Genomic DNA, 12576 nt, shown 5'->3' on the forward strand with positions numbered 1-12576 from the left:
AATAAATACTGTTTTTTGGCGCTAGATCACAGGCTCCATTTTCAGTAGGTTATACAGAGTTTGTTACTGTTTTATTTTATTGAGGTAACACTGACCTCTTTCGAGAGTGCGCGCATGCCTCTTGTAAACATTGATAAACCATCATCAAAAATACAGATGGAAGGGAACATTATGCGAATTGGCATACCAAAAGAACGGTTAACCAATGAAACCCGTGTCGCAGCTACGCCGAAAACGGTTGAGCAGCTGCTAAAGCTGGGTTTTAGCGTCGCGGTTGAAAGCGGCGCAGGTCAACTGGCGAGTTTTGACGATAAGGCGTTTGTGCAGGCAGGCGCAGAAATTGTTGACGGCAATGCTGTCTGGCAGTCAGAGATTATTCTGAAGGTCAATGCACCGGAAGAGGCGGAAATTCCCTTGCTTAATCCGGGCACGACGCTGGTGAGTTTTCTTTGGCCTGCGCAAAACCCGGAACTGCTGCAAAAGCTTGCAGAGCGCAATGTGACAGTGATGGCGATGGACTCCGTCCCGCGTATTTCGCGTGCGCAGTCGCTTGATGCCTTAAGCTCGATGGCGAATATCGCCGGCTATCGCGCCATTGTTGAAGCCGCCCATGAATTTGGCCGCTTCTTTACCGGACAGATCACCGCCGCGGGTAAGGTTCCGCCTGCCAAGGTCATGGTGATTGGTGCGGGTGTGGCAGGGCTTGCGGCGATCGGGGCGGCAAACAGCCTGGGCGCTATCGTCCGTGCTTTTGACACCCGTCCGGAAGTGAAAGAACAAGTTCAGAGTATGGGCGCTGAATTCCTCGAACTGGACTTTAAAGAAGAGGCGGGCAGCGGCGACGGTTACGCTAAGGTGATGTCCGAAGCCTTCATCAAAGCCGAGATGGCGCTTTTCGCCGCTCAGGCAAAAGATGTCGACATTATCGTTACAACGGCATTGATCCCGGGTAAGCCTGCGCCGAAACTGATCACCCGTGAAATGGTTGATTCGATGAAAGCGGGGAGTGTAATTGTCGATCTCGCCGCGCAAAACGGCGGTAACTGTGAATATACCGTGCCTAACCAGGTGACCACCACCGAGAACGGTGTGAAGGTTATCGGTTATACCGATTTGCCTGGTCGTCTGCCGACGCAGTCTTCCCAACTGTACGGTACCAACCTCGTCAACCTGCTCAAACTGTTGTGCAAAGAGAAAGACGGCAACATTACCGTTGATTTTGACGACGTGGTGGTACGTGGCGTGACGGTGGTTCGTGAGGGTGAAATCACCTGGCCTGCGCCGCCGATCCAGGTTTCAGCTCAGCCGCAGGCTGCGCCAAAAGCGGCTCCCGCGCCGAAAGAAGAGAAAAAACCGGTTTCACCATGGCGTAAATATGCGCTGATGGCGCTGGTAGTCATTTTGTTTGGCTGGCTTGCCGACGTCGCCCCGAAAGAGTTCCTCGGTCACTTTACGGTGTTCGCGCTTTCCTGCGTGGTGGGTTACTACGTGGTCTGGAATGTGTCGCACGCGTTGCATACTCCGCTGATGTCTGTGACCAACGCCATCTCCGGGATTATCGTTGTCGGCGCGTTGTTACAAATTGGCCAGGGTGGCTGGGTGAGTTTCCTGAGCTTTATCGCGGTGCTTATTGCCAGCATTAATATTTTCGGTGGCTTCACCGTGACTCAGCGCATGCTGAAAATGTTCCGGAAAAACTAAGGGGTAACATATGTCTGGAGGATTAGTTACAGCTGCATACATTGTTGCCGCGATCCTGTTTATTTTCAGCCTGGCGGGACTTTCGAAACACGAAACCTCCCAGCAGGGTAACAACTACGGTATCGCCGGGATGGCGATTGCGCTGATTGCGACGATTTTTGGCCCGGATACCGGCAATGTTGCCTGGATCCTGGTAGCGATGATCATCGGCGGCGCGATTGGTATCCGCCTGGCGAAAAAAGTCGAGATGACCGAGATGCCGGAGCTGGTGGCGATTCTGCACAGCTTCGTTGGTCTGGCGGCGGTACTGGTGGGCTTTAACAGCTACCTGTATCACGACACGGGCCTGGAACCGATTCTGGTGAACATTCACCTGACAGAAGTGTTCCTCGGTATCTTTATCGGTGCGGTGACCTTTACTGGTTCCGTGGTGGCCTTTGGCAAACTGCGCGGCAAGATCTCCTCTAAACCGCTGATGCTGCCAAACCGTCACAAAATGAACCTCGCGGCGCTGGTAGTTTCCTTCCTGCTGTTGGTGGTGTTTGTTCGTACTGAAAGCGTTGGCCTGCAGGTTCTGGCGCTGCTGGTGATGACCATTATTGCGCTGGCTTTTGGCTGGCATCTGGTGGCGTCCATCGGTGGTGCAGACATGCCGGTAGTCGTTTCAATGCTCAACTCCTACTCCGGATGGGCGGCGGCGGCGGCGGGCTTTATGCTGAGCAACGATCTGCTGATCGTTACCGGTGCGCTGGTAGGTTCGAGCGGTGCGATCCTGTCTTACATTATGTGTAAAGCAATGAACCGTTCGTTCATCAGCGTTATTGCGGGCGGCTTCGGTTCTGATGGCTCATCTACGGGTTCTGATGAAGAAGTGGGTGAACACCGGGAGATTAATGCAGAAGACACAGCAGAAATGCTGAAGAACTCGCATTCCGTGATCATCACTCCGGGCTACGGTATGGCTGTGGCTCAGGCGCAATATCCGGTGGCGGAAATCACTGAGAAGTTGCGTGCCCGCGGCATCAAAGTGCGTTTCGGGATCCACCCGGTAGCAGGGCGTTTGCCGGGTCATATGAACGTGCTGCTGGCGGAAGCCAAAGTGCCATATGACATCGTGCTGGAAATGGATGAAATCAATGATGATTTCGCCGACACCGATACCGTACTGGTTATTGGCGCCAACGATACGGTAAACCCGGCGGCGCAGGATGACCCACGCAGCCCGATCGCCGGTATGCCAGTGCTGGAAGTGTGGAAAGCGCAGAACGTTATCGTGTTTAAACGTTCAATGAACACCGGCTATGCTGGCGTACAAAACCCGCTGTTCTTTAAAGAAAACACCCATATGCTGTTTGGCGATGCCAAGGCCAGCGTGGATGCGATTCTGAAAGCGCTGTAATCGTTAGCTAAAAGTAAGACGGCCTCTGCGGAGGCCGTTTTTTTAAACGTCCAGCTTCCGCTGGGTGATCCATTCCACTCTAGCCGGATCTCGATGCGAGAAAAACGCGCTGCTTCCGCTATCCATGGCGGCAATTTGCGTCATTTCTTCCGGGGTCAAGCTAAAATCCAACACCTGAATATTTTCGGTCATACGCGTTTTACGCACGGTTTTCGCCAGTGAAATAATTCCGCGCTGATAAATCCAGCGCAGCACGATCTGACCGATGCTTTTGCCATATTTTTCCCCAATAGCCGCTAAAACCGGGTTCTGAAACAGGTCATTACGTCCCTCGGCGAACGGTGCCCAGGCTTGTGGTTGAATGTTTCTGCTCTGCATCCAGGCAACCGCATGTGGCTGTTGATGGAATGGGTTTACCTCAATCTGGTTTACGGCAGGAATCACGCGATTGAAGGCCATTAAATCAGCCAGTCGATCCGGATAAAAATTACTCACGCCAATCGCACGGATTTTTCCTTCCTCATATAACTCCTCCATAGCGCGCCAGGCACCATGTACATCTCCATAGGGCTGATGGATTAAATAAAGATCAATATAATCAAGCTGAAGGCGTTGCAGGGACCGCGTAAATTGCGCCTTTGCGCCGGAATAGCTTGCATCTTGTAACCACAGCTTGGTGGTCACGAAAAGCTCATTACGTGGCACACTGCTTTGCCTGAGTGCGTTCCCTACTTGAGTTTCATTCAGATATGAGGCAGCGGTATCAATCAGGCGATAACCTGAATCAATGGCATCCCGTACGGCTTGCTCGCATTCGGCGGCATCGGTCATTTGATAAACGCCAAAACCAAGCAGGGGCATCTCAACACCGTTATTGAGTACTTTTGTATTCATGGGATTCTCCTGAGCATTCATCTTTGTATTGACCGCAGATTAGCAATTTTCTGTGGGTACTATTAGTCTGTGAATCCCGCATGGACCTATGAGTTAAATTCATTTCTGGATAGCAAATACTGGAGTGGGATCGCAGTATCTGCTGCTAACGTTGCCATTATTCATGATTATGGTTCATAAACTTATGCCATTTTAGCCCTCTAATCACCGCAATACGTCGCATATATACTGCGGTCTGTTTCTTCAACATGACAGAGCGCTATGCGTAAAAATGAACTGGCATCGCCGGTGGCTACAGCAAGCCACACCGGCCTTACTTTTATTCTGATCCTCAGTGGCCTGATGGCCTTTACCTCACTTTCTACCGATATTTATCTTCCGGCAATGCCGACAATGGCCACGGATTTACATGGCAATGTAGAACTTACGATCACCGGATTTTTGGTAGGTTTTACTATCGCACAGCTGATTTGGGGACCGATTAGCGATCATCTGGGCAGGCGTAAACCGCTGTTTATTGGCATGGTGCTTTTTATCATCGGGTCTGCAGGATGTGCGATGTCTACAAGCATCACGCAGATTGTTTTCTGGCGGGTATTTCAGGCCCTTGGCGCCTGTACTGGACCTATGCTGGCCCGGGCAATGATCCGCGATCTCTTTGCGCGTACCCGTGCGGCGCAAATGCTCTCGACGCTGGTGCTGATAATGGCGATTGCGCCGATAGCTGGGCCATTGATTGGCGGGCAAATTATTCGCCTGAGCACCTGGCACGCAGTTTTTTGGCTGCTGGTGCTGATTGGCGCGTTAATGTGTGTCTCTTTATGTTGGCTACCAGAAACACTGCCTGAAGCAAAACGGGTAAAAGCTTCTCTGACGGGCGCATTTCGTAATTACCGTTCCCTGTTATCTAATGGGCGTTTTATGCGCTACACCCTGAGCCTGACGTTTTATTACGTCGGCGCGTATGCGTTTATTACCGGATCGCCATTTGTTTATATTAGCTATTACCATGTTGATCCTCAGCATTATGGCTGGCTGTTTGCGCTAAATATTGTCGGCGTCATGGCGATGAGCGTGGTAAACCGTAGGCTGGTGCAACGACATCCCCTGGAGCAACTGCAGAAATATGCGACGATGCTGGCGGCGCTGGCTGCGGTTGCGCTTGCCCTGTTGGTTAAGCTGGAGTCCGGGGGAATTGTGGCCATTATCATTACCATATTCCTGTTGTTCTCGATGAACGGCATTATTGCGGCTACCTCAACGGCCGCAGCGCTGGATGCGGTACCGAACATCGCTGGTTCAGCCTCCGCGCTGATTGGCGCATTACAGTACGGTAGCGGGATTATCTCATCATTACTGCTGGCCGCTTTCAGTGACGGCACGCCATGGACCATGGCGTGGATAATTGCGTTATTTACGCTGTTGAGTGCCACCCTGGCGTTACGAGCTAAACGATAAACGAAAGCCCCGCGCAGGCGGGGCGACAGTTTACGCTTTGTTGAGATCGCTAAGCAGAACGGCAATGCTTTGCCCGCCGTTGGTTTGCTCAAGCGCAATTTTGACGATGATGGTCAGCGGGACAGAAAGCAGCATCCCCACAGGTCCCAGCAACCAGCCCCAGAAGATCAACGACAGAAACACTACCAGCGTGGACAGCCCAAGACCACGTCCCATAATCCGCGGTTCGAGGATATTCCCGAACACCAGGTTAATGATCAGATAACCCGCCAGCACCACCAGGGCGTCGTAAAGACCACTAAATGCCAGCACCTGAGCAATAGGGGGGATGGCTGCCAGCACGGAACCGATATTAGGAATATAGTTGAGGGCGAAGGCCAGCAATCCCCAGACAAAGGCAAAGCGCACGTCGAGGGCGGCGAGCATGCCCCAGGCGACCAGTCCAGTCACAATGCTGATTGCCGTTTTTAGTACCAGATAGTGCGATACGCTGTCGATGGCGCGTTGAATCGCTGCCATTCCCTCAATAGGCCGGCTCATCATTTGTTTCAGTTTGTTGGGCAGTTGCGGGACTTCCAGCAGCATAAAAACCACCGTCAGCAGCAGCAAAAATATCGATGACATGGCATTAGACAGCTGCGCCAGTAAATTAGTGACCAGCGTCATTGCCGCGTTCGGGTCGATGTATTTGACGAGCTCATCCACCGAAACGCCTATCCCTGCGCGCTGTAGCCAAGGCTCGAGATTTTTCAGCGGGATAACCAGTGAAGAACGGTATTGCGGTAGCGTCCGCGCAAGCTCATTTAAGGATGTACCTAAGTAGGCTAATAACAGCACCATTAGCATTACAATAATTACGATCAGCAATGACACTGCGAATACGCGCGGTATGCGAAGTTTCACCATGCGTTGCACCACAGGGTTCAGCACAACGGCAATAAATAATGCCAGAATAAAGGGCACGATGATATCTGCGGCAAAGCGGATGCCGCTCAGTATGATAACCAGCATGCCCAGCATAATGACTATTTTTAGCCCGTTAAGCGTGATGATCGGTTTCGCCATGTGTATTCCTGCGTTTTTACTTTTTGAATCTGAATAATAATGTGATTTACGTCGAGCCGTTATAACAAAAATCAAACGGGGCTGGTAAAGAAGTGAAAAGGCTTTGAGTTCGTAATGAACCTATGATACAAATCATCTGTGTTTAACTACCGAGGACAATTATCATCCGCGATGATGAGAAGCAACACTGCGGATAATTGTAATATTATGGACAATATGTTCAGGATGTTTTTGCTTTTACCTACACTTCTTCGTACCTCTTCCACTTTCCTGCTTGCGGGTGAGCAACACTGGCGCAACGCGCTTTAGTCCCTTCTTCTGCCTGAGCTGGCGCTGTGCGCTGAGCTAACTGATTTTATTTTTTGGTTTACTGCATGCAGTAGGCCCAAAGGACTATATTCTCAAGCAGGAGAAGCATCATGTTTTACTGGATATTATTAGGTCTGGCCATCGCGGCTGAAATTACCGGTACGCTGTCAATGAAATGGGCGAGCGTGGGCCATGGTAATTCAGGCTTTATTTTAATGCTGGTAATGATCGCCTTATCGTATATTTTTCTCAGTTTTGCCGTTAAAAAAATTGCCCTCGGCGTAGCTTATGCCTTATGGGAAGGTATCGGTATTTTATTTATTACGCTGTTCAGCGTGCTGTTATTTGACGAAACCTTGTCCACGATGAAGGTGGCTGGTCTGGTCTCGCTGGTGGTAGGTATTGTGCTGATTAAATCCGGTACACGAAAGCCTGCCAAAGCGGGCAGAGAGGTGACCCATGCAGCAGTTTGAATGGGTTCATGGCGCCTGGCTTGGCATGGCTATCGTTCTGGAAATCGTGGCTAACGTCTTTTTGAAGTTTTCTGATGGTTTTCGCCGCAAGGCTTATGGCGTGCTGTCGCTGGCTGCAGTTTTAGCGGCTTTTAGTGCGCTGTCGCAGGCGGTAAAAGGCATCGATCTCTCCGTCGCCTATGCCTTATGGGGCGGATTCGGGATTGCCGCGACGTTAGCCGCAGGCTGGGTGCTGTTTGGTCAGCGTCTGAACAATAAAGGCTGGATCGGCGTGGCATTGCTGTTGGCCGGAATGATCATGATAAAACTGGCCTGATAAAAGTGCTGCCCGTTAATACGGGCAGTATGCGTTATCCCTTGGCCAGCGCTTCCAGTTTGTCGCGAAACCCGGTCACGGAAATCGCGCGGTTATCTGCCCGCCAGCGATCTTTCGCCGCCGGAGCGGAGCTTTGTACGCCAATCAATTGCCAGCCGGAATCCGTCTTCAGCATCAATGGCGACCCACTGTCGCCCGGGAGCGTATCGCACTGATGTGACAAAACGGTATTTTGCGCCCAGCCGGTCACCACGCAATCCTGATGCGTGTACAAATCGTCAAGATGATCTTCCGGATAGCCCGACTGCGTGACTTTACGATCCGCGGTTTTCAGCGCCGCGGTTAATGCCGCTTTATCACCTTCAAATAATGGCAGCGGTGTGATACCGGAAGGTGGATAACGCAACACCACCAAACCAAAATCCCATGGGGCGGCGGAGGGGGGCACAATCCAGCCATCACCATCGGCTTTTAAACGTTTGCCGAGCGAAGGATCAACCCGGCCTTCAATTCCGTGGATCTCATAACGCCAGATACCCTTTTTCGACACGAAGCGTAACGCCACGGCTTTATCAGGTTTACCTTTTGGCGGCGTAAGTAAGCAGTGTCCGGCAGTCAGAGCCAGATGGGGTGAAATGAGCGTAGCGGTACACAGATTACCGCTGGCGGTTTCCAGTTGTCCGATAGCGTCCCATGGTGATTGCGTTGGGTCAGTCACCTTAATGCGATCGTCATGTCCAAAAAACAGCGTTTTTATATTTTCTGCTTCAGCGCTGGACGTTGCTGGCTGTTCCGCATGCGCAACGACAGGAGTTAAATAAATTGAACCCAGTAACACAGCAATGGTTTTATGCATATCACACTCTGGTGGGGAATTATGATTTTTAACAGCAAACCCTCAGTTAATACTATAGACGGGACGGCGGGAAAGTGGGAGTAAAATCAGATAACTACACTCAGGAAAGATAAAAATGCATGGCGATGAGGGCACAAATAATCAGGGCCGTAAGAATGAACTCAAAGCGGTAATGTGACACCATTTTACCCTCCGAAAGGCGGCGCCAAATCTGAATGATTTAGCGCCGTATGCTACGGCGTGGGGGACGCCATAGTAACTACAGGTGTGTTATGCGGCTGGCTGAGCGGCTGGTTTAGCGGAGTCGTGTTTCACAGGTTTTTTGGTGTGTTTTTTAGCGGCCTGAGCTTTTTGCTCTGGTGCTTTCTGTTCTGCGGCAGGCTTGGTGGCTGCTTTTTTGGTGTGTTTTTTAGCGGCCTGAGCTTTCTGTTCTGGCGCTTTCTGTTCTACCGCCGGTTTAGTGGTGGTTTTTTTGGCGTGTTTTTTGGCAGCCTGTGCTTTCTGCGGTGCAGCTTTGTGCTGTTTTTTATGATGGGTGGTTTTCGCCGGGGCCGCTTTTGTTGTTGCAGCAGTTGGCGCGGTGGTAGCAGTTGTTTCAGCAGCAAATGCAGCAGAAGACAGACCCATAGCAGCGGCAACAACCAGAGCTAATACTTTTTTCATTCTCATACCCTCGATTTGGTTTTTCATTCAACCCCACTGCGGGGCCGTTGAAATAACTATATCGCTGTAATCGCTGGGCTTCCGTGAGTCATTGGTATCGGCGTGTAACGATATGTACAATGACTCACGGCATGAGATTACAAATAACGGGCTTCCAGGTGAGCGCGGAAATAGCGGCTGCTGAGCGGCTCTCCGGTGGCCTGGGTAATGAGTTGTTCAGTGGTAAAACGACTGCCATGCTGCCAGATATTTTGGCGTAGCCAGTCAAAGAGGGCGCTAAACTCTCCCTGCGCAATGGACTGGTTCAGATCGGGCAATGCGCGGTGAGCTGCGCTGAACAATTGCGCCGCATACATAGCGCCTAAAGTGTAAGACGGGAAGTAGCCAAAGCCGCCGTCGGTCCAGTGAATATCCTGCATACAGCCATTGCGATAATCCCCCACCGTTGACAGTCCAAGCCAGGCCTGCATCTTCTCATTCCACAAGGCCGGAATGTCATCCACTTCAATGTCACCGTTAATTAACGCTCGCTCGATTTCATAACGCAGGATCACGTGAGCAGGGTAGCTCACCTCGTCGGCGTCAACGCGGATAAAACCGGGTTTTACCTGCTGGTTCCAGGCAATGAAATTGCTCTCTTCAAACGCTGCCTGGTTGCCAAAATGACGCGTCACAGCCGGAATGAGTCGCGTCAGGAATGCTTTACTGCGTCCCAATTGCATCTCAAAGAACAGACTTTGCGACTCATGAATGGCTGTTGAGCGTGCCAGAGCGATAGGTTGTCCTGACCAGTTACGCGGCAGATTTTGCTCATAGCGGGCGTGACCCGTTTCATGAATCACGCCAAACAACGCGCTGAGGAGTTCATTTTCGTCATAGCGGGTCGTAATGCGAACATCTTCCGGCACGCCGCCACAGAAGGGATGCGCGCTGATATCCAGTCGTCCAGCGGTAAAGTCGAATCCTAACTGCGCCATCGTTTCCAGACCCAGCTCTCGCTGTACAGCAGTCGGGAAGGGGCCAATTGGGGCGATAAGCGTTTGTTGAGACTGTTTTGCCACCGCCTTGCTAAGGAGATCGGGCAGCCAGCTTTTCACATCTGCAAACAGGACATCCAGTTGGGCGCTGGTCATCTCTGGTTCAAAGATGTCCAGTAGCGCGTCATAAGGTGAGCAACCTTTAGCGTCTGCGCGCAGTCGGGCTTCTTCGCGGCTGTATTTCACGACCTCTTTCAGGTTCTCGGAAAAACCCTCCCAGTCATTCGCGGGTCGCTGGCTGCGCCAGGCATGCTCACAGCGGCTGCCTGCCAGCGACTTTGCTTCTACCAGTGATTCAGGCAGCAGGGATGCCTGGTGATGCAGTCGCGACATTTCGCGCAAATTCGCTTGCTCAACATCGTTAAGGTCTTCCTGTTTTGCGGCGGCGATCCACTTGGCTACTTTCGCGTCGGTTAACAACTGATGCTCAAGTACGCTCAGTTCTGCCAACGCTTCGCCGCGGGCTTTGCTGCCGCCCGGCGGCATCATGGTAAACATGTCCCAACTGGCGATGGCCGAGAGGTGAGAGAAGCGAGAGAGCCGCTGGAACGTGCGGGTGAGTTGATGGTAATTATCATTGTTACTCATTTTTTGTTCTCGTTCTGTTTAGGTGTGGTTAAGAAGTTTACCGTGAATCATTCACTTTTCATAAACACACCTTTGTATCCGCTTTTGCGTAACCACTTTTTATAGCGAAATACCAGCAGCACAATAAAACAGGAGGCGTAGATAATAGGGGACGGTGACAACACTTTGACCGACCATAGGTAATGAACCGGGAGTAAAATGGCAGTCAGGTAGACGTAGTTGTGCAACGTTTGCCAGCGTTTGCCCATTTTACGCTGTGCGGCCTGCGTGGAGGTCAGCGTCAGCAGGAGTAAGATAACCCAACCCGTCATGCCCAGCGTGAGCCATGGCCGTGAAACCAGCTCTCGCCCCAACAATCCCAAATTTTGTATACCCAGCTCTAAAAGCGCATAGCTGGTCAGATGCAGTGTGGCCCAGGCAAAGCACCATAATCCTAACAAGCGTCGGGTACGAAACAGCAAAGGCTGCTTTGCATAGCGTGCGAGCGGCGATACCAGCAGGGTAGCAAGCAAGAATTTTAGCGCAGTAATGCCGGTAAAATGCTGAATGTCTTTCCCGGGATCGGCGCCCAGCGCACTCTGTTGCACTGCCCAGAAGAGCCATAGCAGGGGTAAAAAACCGGCGAGATGCAGTAGCACTTTCAGGCCGGTTATCTGCTTTGCCGTTAATCTCACTTAAAAGTTCTCCCGTAGATCCATACCCCGATATAAAGAAGCCACCTCATTGGCGTAACCGTTAAAAAGCAACGTCGGCTGGCGTTGTACATCGAGAATCCCGCCGGAACCGATAAAACGTTCCGTCGCCTGAGACCACCGGGGATGATCGACATGTGGATTAACATTGGCGTAAAAACCGTATTCGTTCGGCGCTGACATATTCCAGGTCGTCGGCGGGCGCTCACGTGTCAGCTTGATACTGACGATCGATTTAATACCCTTGAAGCCATATTTCCAGGGGACCGTCAGGCGTATCGGCGCCCCGTTTTGCGGCGGCAATGCTTTGCCATACACGCCCACGGTCAGAAGTGTAAGAGGGTGCATGGCCTCATCCAAACGCAAACCTTCAACATAGGGGTATTTCAACCCACCACCAATGAAGCGATCTTTCTGACCGGGCATTTCATCGGGGGCGTAGCGTGTTTCAAAGGCAACGTATTTGGCGTCGCTGGTGGGTTCAACCTGCGCCAATAATTTATGTAAGGGAAAGCCAATCCACGGCACAACCATCGACCACGCTTCAACGCAACGCATCCGGTAAATACGTTCTTCTAACGGAAAACGTGTGGTCAGCGCATCATGATCCAACGTTAAGGGTTTGTTCACCTCACCGCTGATGGTTAATGTCCAGGGATCGGTTTTCAGGCTACCGGCATTGGCGGCAGGATCGGCCTTATCCAGACCAAATTCATAGAAATTGTTATAGCCCGTTACCTTGTCTTCCGGCGTCAGGGGTAGTGTGCTTTGCCAGGCATCCGGTTTTATGAACTCGAGCGGTTTCCCCGCCGGTGCAGGCGCGCGATCGTTGCCCTTAAACCAATTCAGTAGATTCGCCTGCGTCGGGGAGGAGAGAGAAGCGGCTGCAGCGCCTATTCCAAGCGCTTTGAGGACCTGTCGTCTTTGCATAAAAAAAACTGATTCGGCGGTAACATCAGCTTCCCGAAGTGGACGTTTTTTCTGCATAACTGTTCCTTTTTATTTTCATGTTAAGGAAAACAAAGCGACGTTTCCCTGTTGATGCCTGACTTTCTGTAACGACATCCTGGATCCAGGCGTATCCCAGGATCCTCACGAAAAGTTAAAAATTTTGTGATAACTTCC

12 protein-coding genes are annotated in these 12576 nt (G+C 51.4%); 5 read left to right on the plus strand and 7 right to left on the minus strand.

Features of this window, described 5'->3' with window-relative positions; genetic code table 11:
- Window positions 1-171: 171 nt before the first annotated feature.
- Together pntA and pntB are read left to right on the plus strand one after the other, a co-directional pair.
- Complete coding sequence (gene pntA / locus FDW97_RS20945; RefSeq protein WP_085049552.1) at window positions 172-1701, plus strand: Re/Si-specific NAD(P)(+) transhydrogenase subunit alpha; 1530 nt, start codon at window positions 172-174, stop codon at window positions 1699-1701.
- Window positions 1702-1711: 10 nt separating this feature from the next.
- Window positions 1712-3100 (plus strand): Re/Si-specific NAD(P)(+) transhydrogenase subunit beta, encoded by a 1389-nt coding sequence (gene pntB, locus FDW97_RS20950; RefSeq protein WP_038640472.1) that lies wholly within the window; start codon window positions 1712-1714, stop codon window positions 3098-3100.
- 42 nt (window positions 3101-3142) lie between these two features.
- Here the strand turns inward: pntB and FDW97_RS20955 are convergent, their stop codons facing one another.
- Entirely contained in the window at window positions 3143-3994 is an 852-nt protein-coding gene (locus FDW97_RS20955; RefSeq protein ID WP_087856370.1) for an aldo/keto reductase, read from the minus strand.
- 261 nt (window positions 3995-4255) lie between these two features.
- Between FDW97_RS20955 and FDW97_RS20960 the strand changes: the two genes are divergently transcribed.
- Window positions 4256-5452 carry a multidrug effflux MFS transporter gene (locus tag FDW97_RS20960; RefSeq protein ID WP_137351568.1) on the plus strand — a complete coding sequence of 399 codons (1197 nt, stop codon included), beginning with the start codon at window positions 4256-4258 and terminating at the stop codon, window positions 5450-5452.
- 30 nt (window positions 5453-5482) lie between these two features.
- Here FDW97_RS20960 and FDW97_RS20965 read toward each other — a convergent pair whose 3' ends face one another.
- Window positions 5483-6517: an AI-2E family transporter gene (locus tag FDW97_RS20965; protein ID WP_087856372.1), complete on the minus strand. Its 1035-nt coding sequence runs from the start codon at window positions 6515-6517 to the stop codon at window positions 5483-5485.
- 416 nt (window positions 6518-6933) lie between these two features.
- Here FDW97_RS20965 and mdtJ point away from each other — a divergent pair, with 416 nt between their 5' ends.
- Both mdtJ and mdtI read left to right on the plus strand, forming a co-directional pair.
- Window positions 6934-7299 (plus strand): multidrug/spermidine efflux SMR transporter subunit MdtJ, encoded by a 366-nt coding sequence (mdtJ, locus tag FDW97_RS20975; protein WP_160956389.1) that lies wholly within the window; start codon window positions 6934-6936, stop codon window positions 7297-7299.
- Window positions 7286-7615, plus strand: coding sequence for a multidrug/spermidine efflux SMR transporter subunit MdtI (gene mdtI, locus FDW97_RS20980; protein WP_038640477.1), 330 nt, complete (start codon window positions 7286-7288; stop codon window positions 7613-7615). Before mdtJ ends, mdtI begins: the two co-directional genes overlap by 14 nt.
- A 34-nt stretch (window positions 7616-7649) precedes the next feature.
- Here mdtI and FDW97_RS20985 read toward each other — a convergent pair whose 3' ends face one another.
- The 5 genes from FDW97_RS20985 to msrP form a co-directional block, all read right to left on the minus strand.
- On the minus strand, window positions 7650-8471 hold the full coding sequence (locus FDW97_RS20985) for a serine protease (protein ID WP_137351569.1): 822 nt from the start codon (window positions 8469-8471) through the stop codon (window positions 7650-7652).
- Between the two features lie 270 nt (window positions 8472-8741).
- Complete coding sequence (asr, locus tag FDW97_RS20990; RefSeq protein ID WP_085049341.1) at window positions 8742-9134, minus strand: acid resistance repetitive basic protein Asr; 393 nt, start codon at window positions 9132-9134, stop codon at window positions 8742-8744.
- Between the two features lie 137 nt (window positions 9135-9271).
- Entirely contained in the window at window positions 9272-10759 is a 1488-nt protein-coding gene (locus FDW97_RS20995; RefSeq protein WP_087856373.1) for a carboxypeptidase M32, read from the minus strand.
- 47 nt (window positions 10760-10806) lie between these two features.
- Window positions 10807-11433: a protein-methionine-sulfoxide reductase heme-binding subunit MsrQ gene (gene msrQ / locus FDW97_RS21000; RefSeq protein WP_137351570.1), complete on the minus strand. Its 627-nt coding sequence runs from the start codon at window positions 11431-11433 to the stop codon at window positions 10807-10809.
- On the minus strand, window positions 11434-12438 hold the full coding sequence (gene msrP, locus FDW97_RS21005) for a protein-methionine-sulfoxide reductase catalytic subunit MsrP (RefSeq protein WP_137351571.1): 1005 nt from the start codon (window positions 12436-12438) through the stop codon (window positions 11434-11436). It abuts the gene before it with no gap.
- Between the last annotated feature and the right edge of the window lie 138 nt (window positions 12439-12576).

This window comes from Citrobacter sp. wls708 (genome assembly GCF_005281255.1).
GTDB classification, from domain to species: Bacteria; Pseudomonadota; Gammaproteobacteria; order Enterobacterales; family Enterobacteriaceae; genus Citrobacter; species Citrobacter werkmanii.